At 57.5% G+C, this 18,775-nt stretch carries 12 protein-coding genes; 10 read left to right on the top strand and 2 right to left on the bottom strand.

The annotated features are described in order from the left end of the window. Positions 1–19: 19 nt before the first annotated feature. A complete protein-coding gene (gene gltB / locus HF894_RS03015; RefSeq protein ID WP_204971128.1) occupies positions 20–4,546 on the bottom strand; it encodes a glutamate synthase large subunit in 4,527 nt (1,508 codons plus the stop codon). A gap of 482 nt (positions 4,547–5,028) precedes the next feature. On the opposite strand from gltB, the gene HF894_RS03020 reads away from it, so the two are divergent. The 7 genes from HF894_RS03020 to HF894_RS03050 all read left to right on the top strand — a co-directional run bounded on the left by HF894_RS03020 (position 5,029) and on the right by HF894_RS03050 (position 13,879). Further along, the gene (locus HF894_RS03020; protein WP_204971054.1) at positions 5,029–6,912 is read left to right on the top strand and encodes an amidophosphoribosyltransferase; all 1,884 of its coding nucleotides are present in this window, start codon (positions 5,029–5,031) and stop codon (positions 6,910–6,912) included. Between the two features lie 4 nt (positions 6,913–6,916). Then, positions 6,917–7,129 (top strand): hypothetical protein, encoded by a 213-nt coding sequence (locus HF894_RS03025; protein ID WP_072545637.1) that lies wholly within the window; start codon positions 6,917–6,919, stop codon positions 7,127–7,129. Further along, complete coding sequence (gene carA, locus HF894_RS03030; RefSeq protein WP_204971055.1) at positions 7,126–8,346, top strand: glutamine-hydrolyzing carbamoyl-phosphate synthase small subunit; 1,221 nt, start codon at positions 7,126–7,128, stop codon at positions 8,344–8,346. The genes HF894_RS03025 and carA overlap by 4 nt, the downstream gene beginning before the upstream one ends. Before the next feature lie 293 nt (positions 8,347–8,639). Next, positions 8,640–11,870, top strand: a complete 3,231-nt coding sequence (gene carB, locus HF894_RS03035) for a carbamoyl-phosphate synthase (glutamine-hydrolyzing) large subunit (protein ID WP_204971056.1) — start codon at positions 8,640–8,642, stop codon at positions 11,868–11,870. Between the two features lie 328 nt (positions 11,871–12,198). Then, positions 12,199–12,708, top strand: a complete 510-nt coding sequence (locus tag HF894_RS03040) for an RNA polymerase sigma factor (protein WP_204969780.1) — start codon at positions 12,199–12,201, stop codon at positions 12,706–12,708. Beyond that, positions 12,695–13,222 carry a hypothetical protein gene (locus HF894_RS03045; RefSeq protein WP_204971057.1) on the top strand — a complete coding sequence of 176 codons (528 nt, stop codon included), beginning with the start codon at positions 12,695–12,697 and terminating at the stop codon, positions 13,220–13,222. Before HF894_RS03040 ends, HF894_RS03045 begins: the two co-directional genes overlap by 14 nt. Positions 13,223–13,237: 15 nt before the next feature. Next, entirely contained in the window at positions 13,238–13,879 is a 642-nt protein-coding gene (locus HF894_RS03050) for a DUF4252 domain-containing protein (protein ID WP_204971058.1), read from the top strand. 27 nt (positions 13,880–13,906) lie between these two features. On the opposite strand, the gene HF894_RS03055 is transcribed toward HF894_RS03050, so the two are convergent. Beyond that, entirely contained in the window at positions 13,907–14,794 is an 888-nt protein-coding gene (locus tag HF894_RS03055; RefSeq protein WP_204971059.1) for a helix-turn-helix domain-containing protein, read from the bottom strand. A gap of 182 nt (positions 14,795–14,976) precedes the next feature. Between HF894_RS03055 and HF894_RS03060 the strand changes: the two genes are divergently transcribed. From HF894_RS03060 to HF894_RS03070, 3 genes are all read left to right on the top strand, one after another. Next, positions 14,977–16,239, top strand: coding sequence for a TolC family protein (locus HF894_RS03060; RefSeq protein ID WP_075317032.1), 1,263 nt, complete (start codon positions 14,977–14,979; stop codon positions 16,237–16,239). Positions 16,240–16,310: 71 nt separating this feature from the next. Continuing rightward, on the top strand, positions 16,311–17,213 hold the full coding sequence (locus tag HF894_RS03065; protein WP_204971060.1) for an HlyD family secretion protein: 903 nt from the start codon (positions 16,311–16,313) through the stop codon (positions 17,211–17,213). 62 nt (positions 17,214–17,275) lie between these two features. Further along, the gene (locus HF894_RS03070; RefSeq protein WP_204971061.1) at positions 17,276–18,733 is read left to right on the top strand and encodes an ATP-binding cassette domain-containing protein; all 1,458 of its coding nucleotides are present in this window, start codon (positions 17,276–17,278) and stop codon (positions 18,731–18,733) included. Positions 18,734–18,775: the final 42 nt, after the last annotated feature.

Raw genomic sequence — 18,775 nt, forward strand, 5'->3', positions numbered from 1 at the left:
TAATTAAGAATTGAGAATTTTAATAATCTCTCTGCACCTCCGCAATCTTCTGTTGCAGTTTGCGCATCTGTTCCTCGGCCAGTACCTTCTTGTACTCGATGGGCGTCACCTGAATGAATTCTTCTACATAGCGCGGCCAGTTGTCGAGCATGGTGCGAGCCAGTGTGGAGCCGGTGTAGAGGTAGTGCTGGCGGATGAGTTCGTGCAGCTCCTTGCGGGCGGTGGAGTCTTCGAGCAGCGAGAGTTCCACCATGTCCATGTTGCAGAAGTAGTCGAACGTGCCGTGCGGGTCCCACACGTAGGCCACACCGCCACTCATACCCGCAGCAAAGTTGCGGCCCGTCTGTCCCAGTACAACGACACGACCTCCGGTCATGTACTCACAGCAGTGGTCGCCCACGCCCTCGACGACCGCGATGGCACCCGAGTTGCGCACGGCGAAGCGTTCGCCCGCTCGTCCGTTGATGTAGACCTCGCCGCTGGTGGCACCATAGAGCAGGGTATTGCCCACGATAGTATTCTGTTCGGCGGCAAAGTTGCTGCGTACAGGTGGCAGCACGGCGATGTGTCCGCCACTCAGGCCCTTGCCCAAGTAGTCGTTGGCCTCGCCCTCCAGCTTGAAACTGATGCCGCGGGCCAGAAATGCTCCGAAGCTCTGTCCGGCCGAACCCTTGAACTTCACGCTGATGGTACCGTCGGGCAGGCCGTCATTTCCATATCGGGTGGCTACGGCTCCCGAAAGCATGGCACCTACAGCGCGGTCGGTGTTGCCGATGGCGTACTCCAGCGACACTTCGCGGCGGCTTTCCAGAGCGGGCGTGGCGGCTGCCAGCATCTCCACGTCCTTCACGTGGGCGATGTCGTGCTTCTGTTCGGTACAATGGTGCAGGGCGGCGTTGCTATCCATACGGCATAGCATGCGGCTGAAATCCAGCAGGCTGGCTTTCGTGCCTTTGGCAACAGGATGCAGTTCGATGAGGTCGGTACGGCCCACGATATCCTCCAGACGGGTGAAGCCAATATCAGCCAGATACTCGCGTACTTCCTGTGCCAGGAAGCGGAAGTAATTTACCACGTATTTATAGTGTCCGCGGAAATGGGCCCGCAGCTTGGGGTCTTGGGTCGCTACGCCCACGGGGCAGGTGTTCGAGTGGCATTTGCGCATCATCACGCAGCCCAGCACGATGAGGGCGGTAGTACCGAAGGCGAACTCCTCGGCGCCCAGTAGCGCCATGCTGATGATGTCGCGGCCGGTCTTCAGTTGGCCGTCGGTCTGGAGGCGTACCTGTCCGCGCAGGCCGTTCAGCACCAGTGTTTGCTGTGTTTCGCTCAGGCCTATTTCCGGCGAGATTCCCGCATAGCGGATGGACGAGGCCGGCGATGCGCCCGTACCTCCCTCGGCACCCGAGATGACGATGAGGTCGGCCTTCGCCTTGGCCACACCGGCGGCGATGGTGCCTACACCACTTTCGGCTACCAGTTTTACACTGATGGCAGCGCGCGGGTTCACGTTCTTCAGGTCGAAGATGAGCTGTGCCAGGTCTTCGATGGAATAGATATCGTGGTGGGGCGGCGGCGAGATGAGCGAGATGCCCGGGATGGAGTGGCGCGTGCGGGCAATGATCTCGTCCACCTTGAAGCCTGGCAGTTGTCCGCCTTCGCCCGGCTTGGCACCCTGGGCCACCTTGATCTGTATCTCCTCGGCGTTTACCAGATATTCCGCCGTCACGCCGAAACGTCCCGAAGCTACCTGCTTCGTCTTGCTGGAGAGGCTGATACCGTCCACCGTGTCGTGGAAGCGTGCGTTGTCTTCACCACCTTCGCCCGTGTTGCTGCGTGCGCCCAGTTCGTTCATGGCCAGTGCCAGTGCTTCGTGTGCCTCCTTGCTGATGGCGCCGAACGAGATGGCACCCGTGACGAAATGTTTCACGATGCTTTCTACCGGCTCCACCTGTTCGATGTCAATCGGGTTGCGGCGGAAGCCGAAGAAGTCGCGCAGGAAGATGGGGCTCTGCTTTTCGTCCACCGCACGGGTAAATTCCTTGAATTTCTTGTAGCTGCCTGTGCGGGTGGCCAATTGCAGGGTGCTGATAGTTTCCGGATTCCAGGCGTGGTGTTCTCCGTCTTTGCGGTAGGACATTTGTCCGATATAGGGCAGGAGCGGGTCTGTCGTTTCGGGCACGAAGCCGTTGTCGTGGAAGGTGATGTAGTCTTTGGCAATCTCTTCCAGACGGATGCCGCCGATGGTAGAGGTGGAGGTACCGAAGTAGCCCTTGAGCAGTTCCTCGCTCAGACCCACTGCCTCGAATATCTTGGCGCCGCGGTAAGAGCGGATGGTGCTGATACCCATCTTGCTCATAATCTTGTAGAGCCCCTTGCAGACGGCCTTGATGTAGTTCTTCTCTGCCGTTTCATAGTTCATCTGTACCTCGCCCTTCTTCACCAGGTCGTCCAGTACGGCGTAGGCCATGTAGGGGCAGATGGCACTGGCACCGTAGCCCAGCAGCAGGGCGGCGTGCATCACTTCGCGAATTTCGCCGCTCTCCACGATAAGAGCTGTCTGTACGCGCTTCTGCACACTGATGAGGTGATGGTGTACGGCGCTGATGGCCAGCAGTGAGGGGATGGCTGCCTGCCGGGCGTCGATGCCGCGGTCTGACAGGATGATATAGTTGGCTCCGTCTGTCACGGCCTGTTCGGCAGCCTTGCACAGGCGGTCGAGAGCTTCCTGCAGGCCCGCCTTGCCACGTGCGGCCTCGAAAAGCATAGGCAGCTTTACGGTGTTGAAGCCTTTGTAGCGGATGTTACAGAGGATATCCAGCTGCGTATTGTTCAGGATGGGGTGGGGCAGGCGCACCATCTTGCAGTGCGTCTCGTTGGGCAGCAGGATGTTCATGCCTACGGCACCGATGTACTCCGTGAGCGACATCACCAGTTCCTCGCGGATGGGGTCGATGGGAGGGTTTGTCACTTGGGCAAACTGCTGGCGGAAGTAGTTGAACAGCAGTTGTGGCTGGTCGCTCAACACAGCTAGCGGCGTGTCGTTACCCATGGAGGCTGTAGGCTCCACGCCGTTGCTGCACATGGGCACGAGGATACGCTCCACGTCTTCGCGGGTATAGCCGAAAGCGCGCAGACGCCGGTTGTAGTCGTCCACGGTATTGGCTACCTTGCGTCCGCTCTTCAGGGCGTCCAGTTCGATACGGTTGGCCGAAAGCCATTGACGATAGGGCTTGGCGGCTGCCAATTGTTCCTTCAGCTCGCCGTCGTAATAGATGCGTCCCTCCTCGGTGTCCACCATTAGAATTTTGCCCGGTTGAAGCCGTCCCTTTTCCTTGATCTTTTCGGCTTCGAAGCTGATGACGCCCGCTTCGCTGGCCACCACCATCATGCCGTCGTGCGTGATGAGGTAACGGGCGGGGCGCAGACCGTTGCGGTCCAGCATACCGCCGGCATACCGTCCGTCGCTGAAGAGCAGGGCGGCCGGACCGTCCCATGGCTCCATCAGGATGGAGTGGTATTCGTAGAAGGCCTTCAGGTCTTCACTGATGGGGTTCTTGTCGTTGAACGATTCGGGCACCAGCATCGCCATGGCGTGTGGCAGGCTCAGGCCGGACATGACGAAGAATTCCAGTACGTTGTCCAGCGAGGCCGAGTCGCTCATGTCCGGCTGGACAATGGGGCGGATATCTTTCACGTTGCCCAGTGTAGGGGTAGAAAGTACGCTTTCGCGGGCTTCCATCCATCCGCGGTTGCCGCGGATGGTGTTGATTTCGCCGTTGTGCGCCAGCAGGCGGAAGGGCTGTGCCAGACTCCATGTAGGGAAGGTGTTCGTGCTGAAACGCGAGTGGACGATGGCCAGTCCGCTGGTGAAGTAGGGCTGTGTCAGGTCGCTGAAGTATGTCCTCACCTGGGTAGACGACAGCATACCTTTATATATAATGGTGCGGCTGGACAGGGACACGATGTAGAAATCCTTTTGGTGTACGCGCTGCTCTATCTTCTTGCGGATGATGTAGAGTGTGCGTTCCAGGTTCTCCGTGTGTCCGGCTCCGGTGATGAATACCTGCTTGATGTCCGGTTCCGTCTCGCGTGCACTCTGTCCCAGAATATCCGAGTTGACGGGGACCGCACGCAGGTGCATCAGGGTGAGCCCTTCCCGTTCTATTTCTTCAATGACGATGCTCAGGATATGTTCCTGTTCCTTCGGATCTTTGGGCAAGAAAATGAGTCCTGTACCATATTTACCTTTTTCAGGTACCGGGATGCCTTGCAGCAGGATGAATTCGTGTGGAATCTGTACCATGACACCTGCACCGTCGCCCGTCTTGTTGTCGGCGCCTTCAGCTCCGCGGTGTTTCATGTTCTCCAGTACTCGCAGGGCGGAGTCCACCAGTTCGTGCGACTTGCTTCCGTTCAGGTTCACAATCATTCCCACGCCGCAGGCATCGTGCTCGTGCGCGGGGTCATAGAGTCCTTCCTTTCGCCTGTCCGTTTTGTCGCAAATTTGGCTTGATAATTTTCCTCTCTGCTTTTTAATACTCATTTCATCTTTCATATTTCTTCTTTTATTGATGTTTTTGTGTTAAAGTGTAATGCAAAGGTATGAATTATCTTTCTGTTTGTTCTTTCTATCTTTCATTTTCTGATAGGAATTTTTAGATATATTCATGTGGGGTGATAGAATAAAACCTAGATAGTTTATTTTTGTTTTAGATTGTAATATATAAGTCTTTATATCTGTTATATTGTTATTTTGCTCCCTTCCTGTAAAATTTATCCAAATGAAGCATTATGACGCTAAATTCGTTGTTTTATGTTATTGTGATAAATAAATTATATAAATAATGACATAATGATATTTTTATTCCTAAATTTGCAGCTGAAATAAGGAGCGTACTGAACTATGGAGCTTGCAAGGGAAAAAAGTTATAGCATTGGCGACTTAAAATGATACAGGTCTCAGTAAAATTACCGATATTTGCATCCGAATTCAGGAAAAGACAACAGAACAATCCAGATAGCGATATGGAACCATTAAAACATGAATGCGGCGTGGCGATGATACGCCTTCTCAAGCCGCTCGACTATTATCAAAAGAAGTATGGCACGTGGATGTACGGGCTTAACAAACTCTATTTGTTGATGGAGAAGCAGCACAACCGCGGACAGGAGGGAGCCGGACTGGCCTGTGTCAAGCTGGCCGCCAATCCCGGCGAGGAATACATGTTCCGCGAACGTGCCTTGGGCTCGGGAGCCATTACCGAAATCTTTTCCACCGTGCAGAGTCACTTCAAGGACTTGACGCCCGAACAGCTGGCCGATGCCGGTTATGCCGAGAAATGCCTGCCCTTTGCCGGTGAGGTCTATATGGGCCACCTGCGCTACTCCACTACCGGCAAGTCCGGCCTGACGTATGTACACCCCTTCCTGCGCCGCAACAACTGGCGGGCCAAGAACCTGGCTCTCTGCGGTAACTTCAATCTGACCAACGTGGACGAAATCTTTGCCCGTATCACCGCCATGGGGCAACATCCCCGCAAGTATGCCGATACCTATATCATGCTCGAGCAGGTGGGCCACCGCCTGGACCGCGAGGTGGAACGCCTCTTCAACCTGGCCGAGGCCGAAGGACTGACGGGCATGGACATCACCCATTATATCGAAGAACATGTCGATTTGGCCAACGTGCTGCGCACTTCGAGTAAGGACTGGGACGGAGGCTACGTGATGTGTGGTCTCACTGGTAGCGGCGAGAGCTTCGCCGTGCGCGACCCGTGGGGCATCCGCAGCGCCTTCTGGTATCAGGACGACGAGATAGCCGTGCTGGCCAGCGAACGTCCCGTGATACAGACCGTACTCAACGTGCCTACCACCAGCATCCGCGAACTACAGCCGGGACAGGCCATTTTCATCAGCAAGGCGGGACGTCTGCGCACAGTACAGATCAACAAGCCGCGCGAGCTGCGCCCCTGTTCCTTCGAACGCATCTACTTCAGCCGCGGCAGCGACATGGACATTTACCGCGAGCGCAAGCTGCTGGGCGAGAAACTGGTGCCCAGCATCCTGAAGGCCGTCAACTACGACATCGAACACACTGTTTTCTCCTTCATCCCCAACACGGCCGAAGTGGCCTTCTATGGCATGCTTCAGGGGCTGGACGAGTATCTCAACGAGGAGAAGGTGAAGCAGATAGCTGCCCTGGGCCACAATCCCAGCCACGACGAACTGGAGCGTATTCTCTCTCGCCGCATCCGCAGTGAGAAGGTGGCCATCAAGGACATCAAGCTGCGCACGTTCATTGCCGAGGGTAACACGCGCAACGACCTGGCCGCCCACGTCTATGACATCACCTACGGTAGCCTGGAGCCGGGCGTGGACAACCTCGTCATCATCGACGACTCCATCGTGCGCGGCACCACCTTGCGCCAGAGTATCATCGGTATCCTGGACCGCCTCAATCCGAAGAAGATTGTCATTGTCAGCTCATCGCCGCAGGTGCGCTACCCCGACTACTACGGCATTGACATGGCCCGCATGAGCGAGTTCATCGCTTTCAAGGCGGCCATTGAGCTGCTGCGCGACCGCGACATGAAAGACGTTATCGCCGCCGCCTACCGTAAGGCCAAGGCGCAGGCCGACCTGCCCAAGGAGCAGATGGTGAACTACGTGAAGGACATCTATGCCCCCTTCACCGACGACGAGATAGCGGCCAAGATGGTGGAACTGCTCAAGCCCGAGAGCGTCCGTGCCAAGGTGCAGATAGTCTATCAGCCTCTCCAGGGGCTGCACGAGGCCTGCCCCCACCATCCGGGCGACTGGTACTTCAGCGGCAACTACCCCACGCCCGGCGGCGTGAAGCTGCTCAATAGGGCCTTCATCGACTACATCGAACAAGTCTATCAATTCTAAGTATATGGAAGAAGAACAGAAGCAGAAGGACAAAGGAAATATCGACGGTTCCTCGTTAGCCATCGGCCTGTCATTAGGTACGGCCTTGGGTATCATTCTCGACAACCTGGCCCTCTGGTTGCCCATGGGTGTAGCCATGGCCTTTTCTCTGAGTGTGATGAAGAAGAGAAAGAACAAAGACAACAACAGTAACAATAACGATACGAACAAACAATGAGAAACGTAACCCTTATCCTCGACGACGGTACCCGCTTCCGCGGCCAGTCGTTCGGTTATGAAAAGCCGGTAGCAGGCGAGGTGGTGTTCAATACGGCCATGACGGGATATCCCGAGAGCCTGACGGACCCTTCGTATGCCGGCCAGTTGATGACTCTGACCTACCCGCTGGTGGGCAACTACGGCGTGCCGCCCTTCACCATCGAAGGCAACGGACTGGCCACCTTCATGGAGAGCGAGAAGATACACGCCGAGGCCATCATCGTGAGCGACTATTCCGAAAACTACAGCCACTGGAACGCTGTGGAGAGCCTGGCCGATTGGCTGAAGCGCGAACAGGTGCCCGGCATCACGGGCATCGATACCCGCGAGCTGACCAAGGTGCTGCGCGAGCATGGCGTCATGATGGGGCGCATCGTATTCGATGAAAATGAAGAATTAAGAATGAAGAATGAAGAATTGCCGTGCGGCGCCGCAGTGCAGCCTGATTCTTCATTCGGAGGCGAAGCCGACATTCTTCATTCTTCATTCAACTATGGAGAGGTGAACTACGTGGACCGCGTCTCCTGCAAAGACATCATCGTCTATGCCGCAGGGGAGAGCAAGACCTTCCCCGTCTCCACCCCGAAGGAGGAACTTAATTCTCAATTATCCATTTTCCATTCTCAATTAAAGAAGGTCGTCCTCGTTGACTGCGGCGTCAAGACCAACATCCTGCGCTGCCTCCTGCGCCGCGGCGTGGAGGTCATCCGCGTGCCCTGGGACTACGACTTCAACCAGCTGCAGTTCGACGGCCTCTTCATCTCCAACGGACCAGGCGACCCTGACACGTGCGACGCCGCCGTGCAGAACATCCGTCGCGCTATGGCGAACGAAAAGCTCCCCATCTTCGGTATCTGCATGGGCAACCAGCTCCTCTCCAAGGCCGGAGGCGCGCGGATATACAAGCTGAAGTACGGACACCGTAGCCACAACCAGCCCGTGCGCATGGTGGGCACAGAGCGTTGCTTCATCACCAGCCAGAACCACGGCTACGCGGTGGACAACAACACGCTGGGCGCCGACTGGGAACCCTTGTTCATCAACATGAACGACGGCTCCAACGAAGGCATCCGCCACAAGCGCAACCCCTGGTTCTCCGCCCAGTTCCACCCCGAAGCCGCTTCGGGACCTACGGACACGGAGTTCCTCTTCGACGAGTTCGTGAAGCTGCTCTGAGGGGGAATAGCCGTTCAAAGAGGTAATGGATATTTACACTTTGAGGGGCTTGCGAAGACATCCCGAAGTCTTCGGCCGACACTCCTTAGAGTCATAGGCCAACACTCCTTAGAGTCATCGACCGACACTCCTTAGAGTCATAGGCCAACACTCCCTAGAGTCTTCGTCCGTCACTCCCTGGAGTCTCCGAACCCCCTCCAGAAGTACTCCTGAGGCCACTTCCCCTGAAAACGCCCTCAGCGGGCACCGGCAAATGAGATAAATAAAGAAAGAACGAAATAATTGAACAAAATATGAAAGAGAACAACATACGTAAAGTCCTGCTGCTCGGTTCGGGCGCGCTGAAGATCGGCGAGGCCGGCGAGTTCGACTACTCCGGTTCGCAGGCACTCAAGGCCCTCAAGGAAGAGGGCATCCAGACCGTCCTCATCAACCCCAACATCGCCACCGTGCAGACCTCGGAGGGTGTGGCCGACCAGATTTACTTCCTGCCCGTCACCCCCTACTTCGTTGAGAAGGTCATCGAGAAGGAGCGGCCGGACGGCATCATGCTGGCCTTCGGCGGGCAGACGGCGCTGAACTGTGGTGTGGCCCTCTACAAGGAAGGCGTGCTCGAGCGGTACGGCGTCCAGGTGCTGGGTACCCCCGTGCAGGCCATCATCGACACCGAAGACCGCGAACTCTTCGTTGAGAAACTGAACGAAATCGATGTGAAGACCATCAAGAGCGAGGCCGTGGAGAACGCCGAAGACGCCCGCCGCGCCGCCGCCGCGCTGGGCTATCCCGTCATCGTCCGCGCCGCCTATGCGCTGGGCGGACTGGGTTCGGGCTTCTGCGACAACGAGGAAGAGCTGAACGTGCTGGTGGAGAAAGCCTTCTCCTTCTCGCCCCAGGTGCTCGTCGAGAAGAGCCTCCGCGGCTGGAAGGAAGTGGAGTACGAGGTGGTGCGCGACCGCTTCGACAACTGCATCACCGTCTGCAACATGGAGAACTTCGACCCGCTGGGCATCCACACGGGCGAGTCCATCGTCATCGCCCCCAGCCAGACGCTCTCGAACACCGACTACCACAAGCTGCGCGAGCTGGCCATCCGCATCATCCGCCACATCGGCATCGTGGGCGAGTGCAACGTGCAGTATGCCTACGACCCCCAGTCCGAAGACTACCGCGTCATCGAGGTCAACGCCCGCCTCAGCCGCTCGTCGGCTCTGGCGTCGAAAGCTACCGGCTATCCGCTGGCATTTGTGGCCGCCAAGCTGGGCTTGGGCTACGGACTGTTCGACCTGAAGAACTCCGTGACCAAGACCACCTCGGCCTTCTTCGAGCCCGCGCTGGACTACGTGGTGTGCAAGATACCGCGCTGGGACCTCGGCAAGTTCCACGGTGTGGACAAGGAGTTGGGCTCGTCGATGAAGTCCGTGGGCGAGGTCATGGCCATCGGCCGCACCTTCGAGGAAGCCATTCAGAAAGGCCTGCGTATGATAGGCCAAGGCATGCACGGCTTTGTAGAGAACAAGGAACTCGTCATTCTCGACATAGACAAGGCACTGCGCGAGCCGACCGATAAACGTATTTTCGTCATCTCGAAAGCCTTCCGTGCCGGCTACACCGTAGACCAGATACACGAGCTGACCAAGATAGATCGCTGGTTCCTGGAGAAGCTGATGAACATCATGCGCACCTCGAAGGATTTGCACGAGTGGGCAGGCAACCACAAGCTGCTTTCCGACCTGCCTGACGACCTGTTGCGTAGGGCCAAGCGTCAGGGCTTCTCCGACTTCCAGGTGGCCCGCGCCATCGGCATGGAAGGCGAGATGGAAGACGCCATCGTCACCCTGCGCCGCCACCGCAAGGAGCGCGGCATCGTGCCCGTGGTGAAGCAGATAGACACGCTGGCCGCCGAATATCCGGCGCAGACCAACTACCTGTACCTGACGTACAGCGGCACGGCCAACGATGTGCATTATCTGGGCGACCACCGCAGCATCGTCGTCCTCGGTTCGGGCGCCTACCGCATCGGCTCCAGCGTAGAGTTCGACTGGTGCGGCGTGCAGGCCTTGAACACCATCCGCAAGGAGGGCTACCGCAGTGTGATGATCAACTATAATCCCGAGACCGTCTCCACCGACTACGACATGTGCGACCGCCTCTACTTCGACGAGCTCACCTTCGAGCGCGTCATGGACATCCTCGACCTGGAGAACCCGCACGGCGTCATCGTCTCTACCGGCGGTCAGATACCGAACAACCTGGCCCTGCGTCTCGACGCGCAGCAGGTCCGTATCCTCGGCACCTCGGCCAAGAGCATCGACAATGCCGAAGACCGCGACAAGTTCTCCGCCATGCTCGACCGCATCGGCGTGGACCAGCCCGAGTGGAGCGCGCTGACGTCGATGGAAGACATCAATGCCTTCATCCGGAAGGTAGGTTTCCCCGTGCTCGTCCGCCCCAGCTACGTGCTGAGCGGCGCCGCCATGAACGTCTGCTCCAACCAGGAAGAGCTGGAGCGCTTCCTCCAGCTGGCGGCCAACGTATCGAAGAAACACCCCGTGGTGGTGAGCCAGTTCATCGAGCACGCCAAGGAGGTGGAGATGGATGCCGTGGCACAGAACGGCGAAATCATCGCCTACGCCATTTCCGAGCACATCGAGTTTGCCGGCGTGCACTCGGGCGACGCCACCATCCAGTTCCCGCCGCAGAAGCTCTACGTGGAGACCGTGCGCCGCATCAAGCGCATCAGCCGCGAGATAGCCAAGGAGCTGAACATCTCCGGCCCCTTCAACATCCAGTTCCTGGCGCGCGACAACGACATCAAGGTCATCGAGTGCAACCTCCGCGCCTCCCGCTCGTTCCCCTTCGTCAGCAAGGTGCTGAAGTTGAACTTCATCGAGCTGGCCACGAAGATTATGCTGGGCATCCCCGTGGAGAAGCCGGACAAGAACCTCTTCGACCTGGACTACGTGGGTATCAAGGCCTCGCAGTTCTCCTTCAACCGCCTGCAGAAGGCCGACCCCGTGCTGGGCGTCGACATGGCCTCTACGGGCGAGGTGGGCTGCATCGGCGACGACACCTCGTGTGCCGTGCTCAAGGCCATGCTCTCCGTGGGCTACCGCATCCCGAAGCAGAACATCCTGCTGTCCACCGGTTCCACAAAGCAGAAGGTGGACATGCTTCAGGCGGCCCGTCAGCTGCAGCGCAAGGGCTACAAGCTCTTCGCCACGGGCGGCACGTCGAAGTTCCTCACCGAGAACGGCGTGGAGAACACCCGCGTCTACTGGCCCAGCGAGGACGGCCAGCCCCAGGCGCTCGACATGCTCCACAAGAAGGAAATCGACATGGTGGTCAACATCCCCAAGAACCTGACGGCGGGCGAGCTGAGCAATGGCTACAAGATACGCCGTGCGGCCATCGACCTCAACATCCCGCTCATCACCAACGCCCGTCTGGCCAGCGCCTTCATCAATGCCTTCTGCACGATGTCGGTGGACGACCTGCGCATCAAGTCGTGGGCGGAGTATAAGTGATTCGAGCTTCCGCGCGAACCGTTATATGAATGGGCTGTCTTTCGGGGCAGCCCATTTGTTTTTTTACTGTTGCATCTGCGTTTGGATAGAATGCAACTTCAGCATCGTAACTATGGACTTCAGCACCGTAACTATGAACATTAGCGCCGTAACTACGGACTTTATAGATCCCAACTACAATGTCTGTTTGCCCGGCTTAAACAATCATTATGTCCTGTGTCTAAATGCAGGGGAAGCATAAAAAAACAGGTTGTCTTTGTAACAAAACACTTTGCCCCGACGTCTGATGGGTATAGGACTGATAAAAGAAGAATAGAAGAAAGAGCACATGGATGCCGAGAGTTTCAAACGAATGTTTCTACCCTGCCACGCCAAGCTGTACGGAGTGGCCTGCAGGTTGCTGGAGAACGCCGAAGACGCCGAGGACCTCATTCAGGAAGCTTACCTGAAGCTGTGGAGCAAGCGCGAGGAGCTGACGCTCATCAGCAATCCTGAAGCCTTTGCTGTCACGCTGGTGAAGAACATGTGCTTCGACCTGCTGAGATCGGGCAAATACCTTTCCGACAGGCAACACCTGCCCCTGACCGAGGCACAGAACGCCCTGCCCGCCGACGGCCGGGACGCGAAGGACGACGCACAGCTGGTGAGGATGCTGATAGCCCGTCTGCCCCAGCAGCAGCGGATGGTGATGATGCTGCGCGATGTGAAGGGATGCTCCTACGAAGAGGTGGAGCGGCTGACGGGACTGAACGCGGTGAACGTCCGTGTGCTCCTGTCGAGGGCGAGAAAGAAGATACGTGAAGAATTTACTAAATGGAACAACTATGAAAGTCGATGAAATGGAACGGTTGCTCGCTGCCTACTACGAAGGGACGACGGACGAGCACGAAGAAAACAGGTTGAAGGAAGCCTTGTGCACGGAGGACGTACCCGAACATCTGGAGTCCGACCGCAGGCTGTTGGTGGCTCTGGAGGAGGAGAGTCCGCAGGAAATACCCGTGCCTGAAGGGCTGGAAGAGAAGCTGTCGCGCCTGATAGACCGCAAGGACGAGGAGCTGCCGCACTTCCTCCGTCCCAACCGTACGCGCCGCAACTGGCGCTGGGCGGCCGGCGTGGCAGCCACGTTCCTGGTGCTGATGGGCATCGGGTGGGGCGTGACCACGATGGAGAAGAAACCTGTGCCGCCCACGCCGCTCGACACCTTCAGCGACCCGCAGGACGCTTATCACGTGCTACAGGCTACGTTCAGCGAGATGTCGAGCAACTGGAGGGCCGGCATCGAGCAGATGCAGGAAGTGCAGTCGCAGGTGGACGTGGTGCAGCAGGAAGTGAAACAAGAATTATCCAAATAAAAAACATCAATTGTTATGAAAACCGTCAAATTGTTTTTTGTCAGCCTACTGCTGGCATTACCATTGCTGGGCCAGGCCCAACAGGAGTTGTTCAAGAAATACAGCGACAGGAAGAACGTGTCGTCTGTCTATATCTCCAAAGCCATGCTGGAGATGAACCCCAGCCTGTTCACGAAAGACATCTACATCGGCAAGGCGGCTTCGCAGCTGAACTCGGTGCAGATTGTCTCTACGATGGACAAAATGATCAAATCGGATTTGCTGAAAGACATCCGCGAACTGGTGAAGTCCTCACGCTACGAGTTGCTGATGAAGCAGAAGGGCACGGTGTCTTCCTCCGAGTTCTACGTCAGCCGCAAGGGCGACAAGGTGAAGGAGCTGATAATGGTAACCAACGGGGCCACCTCGCTGAAGTTCGTTTACCTGGAAGGGGAGATGACGACCAAGGACGTGCAGAACATCCTGCTCTACCAGAATACCAGTGGATACGTCACTCCTTCCCGAGGCTATCGCTTGGAAGACTTGCAGGCCATGGGTATTCAGGGGTCTCATATCGACTTGAAGAATCTGGAGCGTGCGTTCAGCTCCGACGAATGGAAGAAATTCATTGAGGACATGAAGAAGCTGGGCGACAACATGAAGTCGCTTCAGGATTAAATGGATCCGGCAACAGTCCGGCGTTTTTTACGTCCGCTGATACTCCTGCGGCGTCATACCCGTCATCCGTTTGAAGAACTTGCTGAAGAACGAAGGGTTGGGGAAGTGCAACTCGTCGGCTATCTGATAGGTGAGCAGGTCGCTGTGCTTCAGCAGTACTTTGGCTTCGAGGATGACGGCTTGGTTGACCCACTCCACGACGGTGCGTCCGCTGACGTCGCGGATGACGGAACTCAGGTAGCGGGGCGACAGGCAGAGGCGGTCGGCGTAGAAGGCTGTGGTGCGCTGTGTCTTGCAGTGCTCGTTGACCAGCGTGATGAAACGTCGGAACAGTTCTTCCTGACGTGACGGACGAAGCTGTTCGTCGCGGTGGTTGTCGGCCTGCAGGTAGTGGAAGTGGTAGAACAGCGATGTGACCAGATGGCGTACTGCTTCACGCCGGTAGGGATGCAGATGGACGGCATCCCATATCAGCGAGAAATAGGCACCTGTCCGTTGCCATTCTTCCAGATTGTCGCTCATGCAGAAGGCTTGTCCTGTATATTGGTCTGTCAGGACGACGTGCTGGGGCGTAGGAATGAAGTTGCTGTCCACAGCAAGCACTTGGAAGTCGAACTCGTCGTCGAATTCGAGGAACTCCAGGAGAGAGTCCGGCGGGATGATACCGAAGGCGTGTTCTCCCAGTGTGTGCTCGATGAGGTTGACCGAAGTACGTGCCTTGCCCTGCTTCACGTGGAATATCCGAACTTCCTTGGCCCGATAGGGCTGGCCGGTCTTGAAGAGGCGGTTGTTCATGCCGCACATGCTGCTCACAATGACCATTTCGCGGTTGATGAAGGCGTAGTCGTTGTTGGCGGCTACACCGATTCCGTTCAGAAAGTCGAGTGTCAGGTGGATGGGTTTCTGGTGTTCCATGATGCTTTCGTTTGATAATGATGACGCAAATATGCGGATAAAAACAGAAAAAGGGGAATGTTGGCGGACATTTCTACCGAAAATCGTACAAATGGGACAGAGATACTGCGCGAAAGAATGTATATCTGTCCCGTTTCCTTTTATCTTTGCAACATGATTGGTTCACTTAACTCTTGTTGCTTATGAAAAGAAACAGATTGCTCCTCTCTTTATTATTGTCTGCCCTGTGCCTGCCGCCGCTTCGTGCGCAGCTCTCGCTGGAAGAATGCCGCCACCAGGCACGCGACAATTATCCCCTCATCCGCCAATATGGCTTGATTGAGCAGGCTGCGCAGTACGATGTGGCCAATGTCGCCAAAGCTTATCTGCCTCAGGTCAGCCTCTCGGCCAAGGCGTCCTATCAGAGCGATGTGACCAAACTGCCTTTCGAGTTGCCGGGCATCGACATCAACTTCATGCCCCGCGACCAGTATCAGGTAACGCTGCAGGTGCAGCAGTCTGTGTGGGACGGCGGCGAGACGAAATGGCGCAAACAGCTGGTGCGTGCCGGAGCCGAGGTCAATACGGAGAAACTGAACGTGGACCTCTATGCGTTGGACGAGCGGGTGAACCAGCTCTACTTCGGCATTCTGCTGCTGGACGAACAGCTGGAGCAGAACCGCCTGTTGCAGGACAACCTGGAACGGACGCACCGCACGGTGAGCGCCTGCGTGGACAACGGCACGGCCAACCGCAGTGACCTAGATGAGGTAGCCGTGGAACAGCTCAGTACCCGTCAGCAGCGTGTAGCGATGGAGGCTTCGCGCCGTGCCTATGCCGACATGCTCCTGCTCTATCTGGGCCGCCCGTCCGAAGAAGAGCTGAAGCTGGAGAAACCGGCCGCCGATGAACCGGAAGGCGGGGAGAACCGTCGTCCTGAGCTGCGATGGTATGACGCGCAGACAGCCCGGCTCACAGCGCAGGACGCTTCGCTTCGTACGGGCTATATGCCCCGGTTGGGCCTCTTCGTACAAGGCGGATACGGAAACCCTGGCTTGAACATGCTGGAGGACAAGTTCAAGGCTTACTACGTGGCGGGCGTAAGCCTGTCGTGGAACCTGGGACGGCTCTACACATTGAAGAACGACCGTCGCCTGATAGAGAATAGCCGCCGGAAACTGGAGACGGTACGCAGTACCTTCCTCTTCAACACGGGGCTGGAGGCTACCCGTCAGGAAGCTGATGTGCGTGCCCTGCGACGTCAGATGGAGGACGACGACGAAATCATCCGCCTGCGTACCCGCATCCGTCAGGCTTCGGAAGCCAAGCTGCAAAGCGGCACATATACGGTGAACGATCTCCTGCGCGACATCACCGCCGAGAGCCTGGCCCGCCAGCAGAAAGCCATCCACGAGATACAGTGGCTGATGAGGCTGTACGACTGGAGGCACACGCTGAATAATTGAGAGTTGAAAATTGAGAATGGAGAATTAATTGTTCGTCATTTACCATTAATCATTAATCATTTACCATGCATATGAGATTCTTTACAACAACTTTTCTTCTTCTGACTTTGGCCGCCTGTTCGGGTGGCGGTGACAGCTACGACGCCACGGGGACTTTCGAGACGACCGAGGTCGTTGTGTCTGCCGAGGCTTCGGGCAAACTTCTTCGCATGGACGTGGAGGAGGGCATGAAGCTGGAAGCCGGTCAGGCGGTGGGACAGGTGGACACCGTGCAGCTCTACCTCAAGAAACTGCAGTTGGAGGCCAGCGCGCGTTCCGTATCGGACCAGCGCCCTGACATCCGCAAGCAGATAGCCGCCACGCAGGAACAGATTTGTCAGGCCGAACGTGAGCGCGACCGCGTGAAGCGTCTGCTGGTGGCCGATGCGGCCAACCGTAAGCAGTTGGACGACGCCGAGTCGCTGCTCCAGGTGCTGCGCAAGCAGCTGGCGGCGCAGAACTCTTCCTTGCAGAACAGCGACCGCAGCCTGTCGTGGCAGTCGTCGTCCGTCGATATCCAGGTGGCGCAGGTGGACGACCAGCTGGCCAAGTGCCGTGTCTGTGCCCCCGTGGCTGGAACCATCCTGGCGCAGTATGCCGAGGCGGGCGAGTTCGTGGTACCCGGCACACCGCTCTTTCGGCTGGGCGACATGGAACGGATGTACCTGCGTGCCTATGTCACCGGCGAGCAGTTGGCCGAAGTCCGGCTGGGGCAGACGGTGACCGTCGTAGCCGACTACGGTGGCGGGCAGCAGCGTGAATACGAGGGGCAGGTGACGTGGATTTCGGATACCTCGGAGTTTACGCCCAAGAACATCCTGACGCGTGACGAACGGGCCAATTTGGTCTATGCCGTCAAGGTGGCCGTGCGTAACGACGGCGGGCTGAAGATAGGCATGTACGGCGGCTTGCGTTTTTCTTCAGTTGGAAAATGATTTTTCCCTAACTGGAGAAATATATTTCTCTGACTGGATAAAAAATCTTTCTACAGACATCGATGGAATATATACTGACAGCAGACAGACTGACAAAGAGCTACGGCACGGTAAAAGCGCTGGACGGCGTGTCGTTCGCGGTGCGTTGCGGTGAGATCTTCGGGCTCATCGGTCCCGACGGGGCGGGGAAGACCACCCTGTTCCGCCTCCTGACCACCCTGCTCCGTCCGGACAGCGGACGGGCCGTGGTGGCGGGCTTCGACGTGGAGCGGCAGTACAAAGAGATACGCCGCCGCGTGGGCTACATGCCCGGCCATTTCTCGCTCTACCCGGACCTGACGGTGGAGGAGAACCTACAGTTCTTCGCCACTGTCTTCGGTACCTCCATCCGCGAGAACTACGACCTAGTGCGCGATATCTACAGCCAGATAGAACCCTTCCGCACGCGCCGTGCCGGTGCCCTCTCGGGCGGCATGAAGCAGAAGCTGGCCTTGAGCTGTGCCCTCATCCACAAGCCCGAGGTGCTGTTCCTAGACGAACCCACCACGGGTGTGGATCCTGTGTCACGTCGGGAACTGTGGGACATGCTCCGCCGCCTGAAGGAGCAGGGCATCACCATCGTTGTCTCCACCCCCATCGTGGATGAGGCGCGGCAGTGCGACCGTATCGCTTTCCTTAATCGGGGACAGGTGAACGGCATTGATACGCCAGACTGCATCCTGACGCGCTTTGCCGACATTCTCTGTCCGCCGGGCCTCAGTCACGACGAGACTCGGCATGCCGACCGTCCGGTTATCGAGGTGGAGGGACTGACGAAGCAGTTCGGCTCGTTCGTGGCCGTGGACCACATCTCGTTCAATGTGGGGCGGGGCGAAATCTTCGGTTTCCTGGGTGCCAACGGGGCGGGGAAGACCACCGCCATGCGCATGCTCACGGGCCTGAGCCGACCTACGGGCGGACGAGCCGCAGTGGCCGGTTTCGACGTGGAGAGGCAGCCCGAAGAGGTGAAGCGCCACATCGGCTACATGAGTCAGAAGTTCTCGCTCTACGAAGACCTGAAAGTGTGGGAGAACATCCGCCTCTTTGCAGGCATTTACGGCGTGAAGGAGGCCGATATCGCTCCGCGCACCAACGAGGTGCTGCGACGCATCGGGCTGGAGGCGGAGCGCAACACGCGCGTGGGCAGCTTGCCCCTGGGCTGGAAACAGAAGCTAGCCTTCTCCGTGTCCGTCTTCCACGAGCCGGAGATTGTCTTCCTGGATGAGCCGACGGGTGGGGTGGACCCCGCCACGCGCCGCCAGTTCTGGGAGCTCATCTACCAGGCGGCCGACCGCGGCATCACGGTCTTCGTCACCACTCACTTCATGGACGAGGCGGAGTATTGCGACCGCATTTCCATCATGGTGGACGGGCGAATCCGCGCCCTCGATTCGCCCGACGGACTGAAACGCACCTTCCACGCCGCCACGATGGACGAAGTGTTCCGGCGGCTGGCGCGCGAGGCGGAGCGGACGACGTGAAACGATGCGATATGTAAGACTATCGGCCTGTAATTCCCCTTA

It is taken from the genome of Caecibacteroides pullorum, assembly GCF_019239235.1.
Classification (GTDB): domain Bacteria; phylum Bacteroidota; class Bacteroidia; order Bacteroidales; family Bacteroidaceae; genus Bacteroides; species Bacteroides pullorum.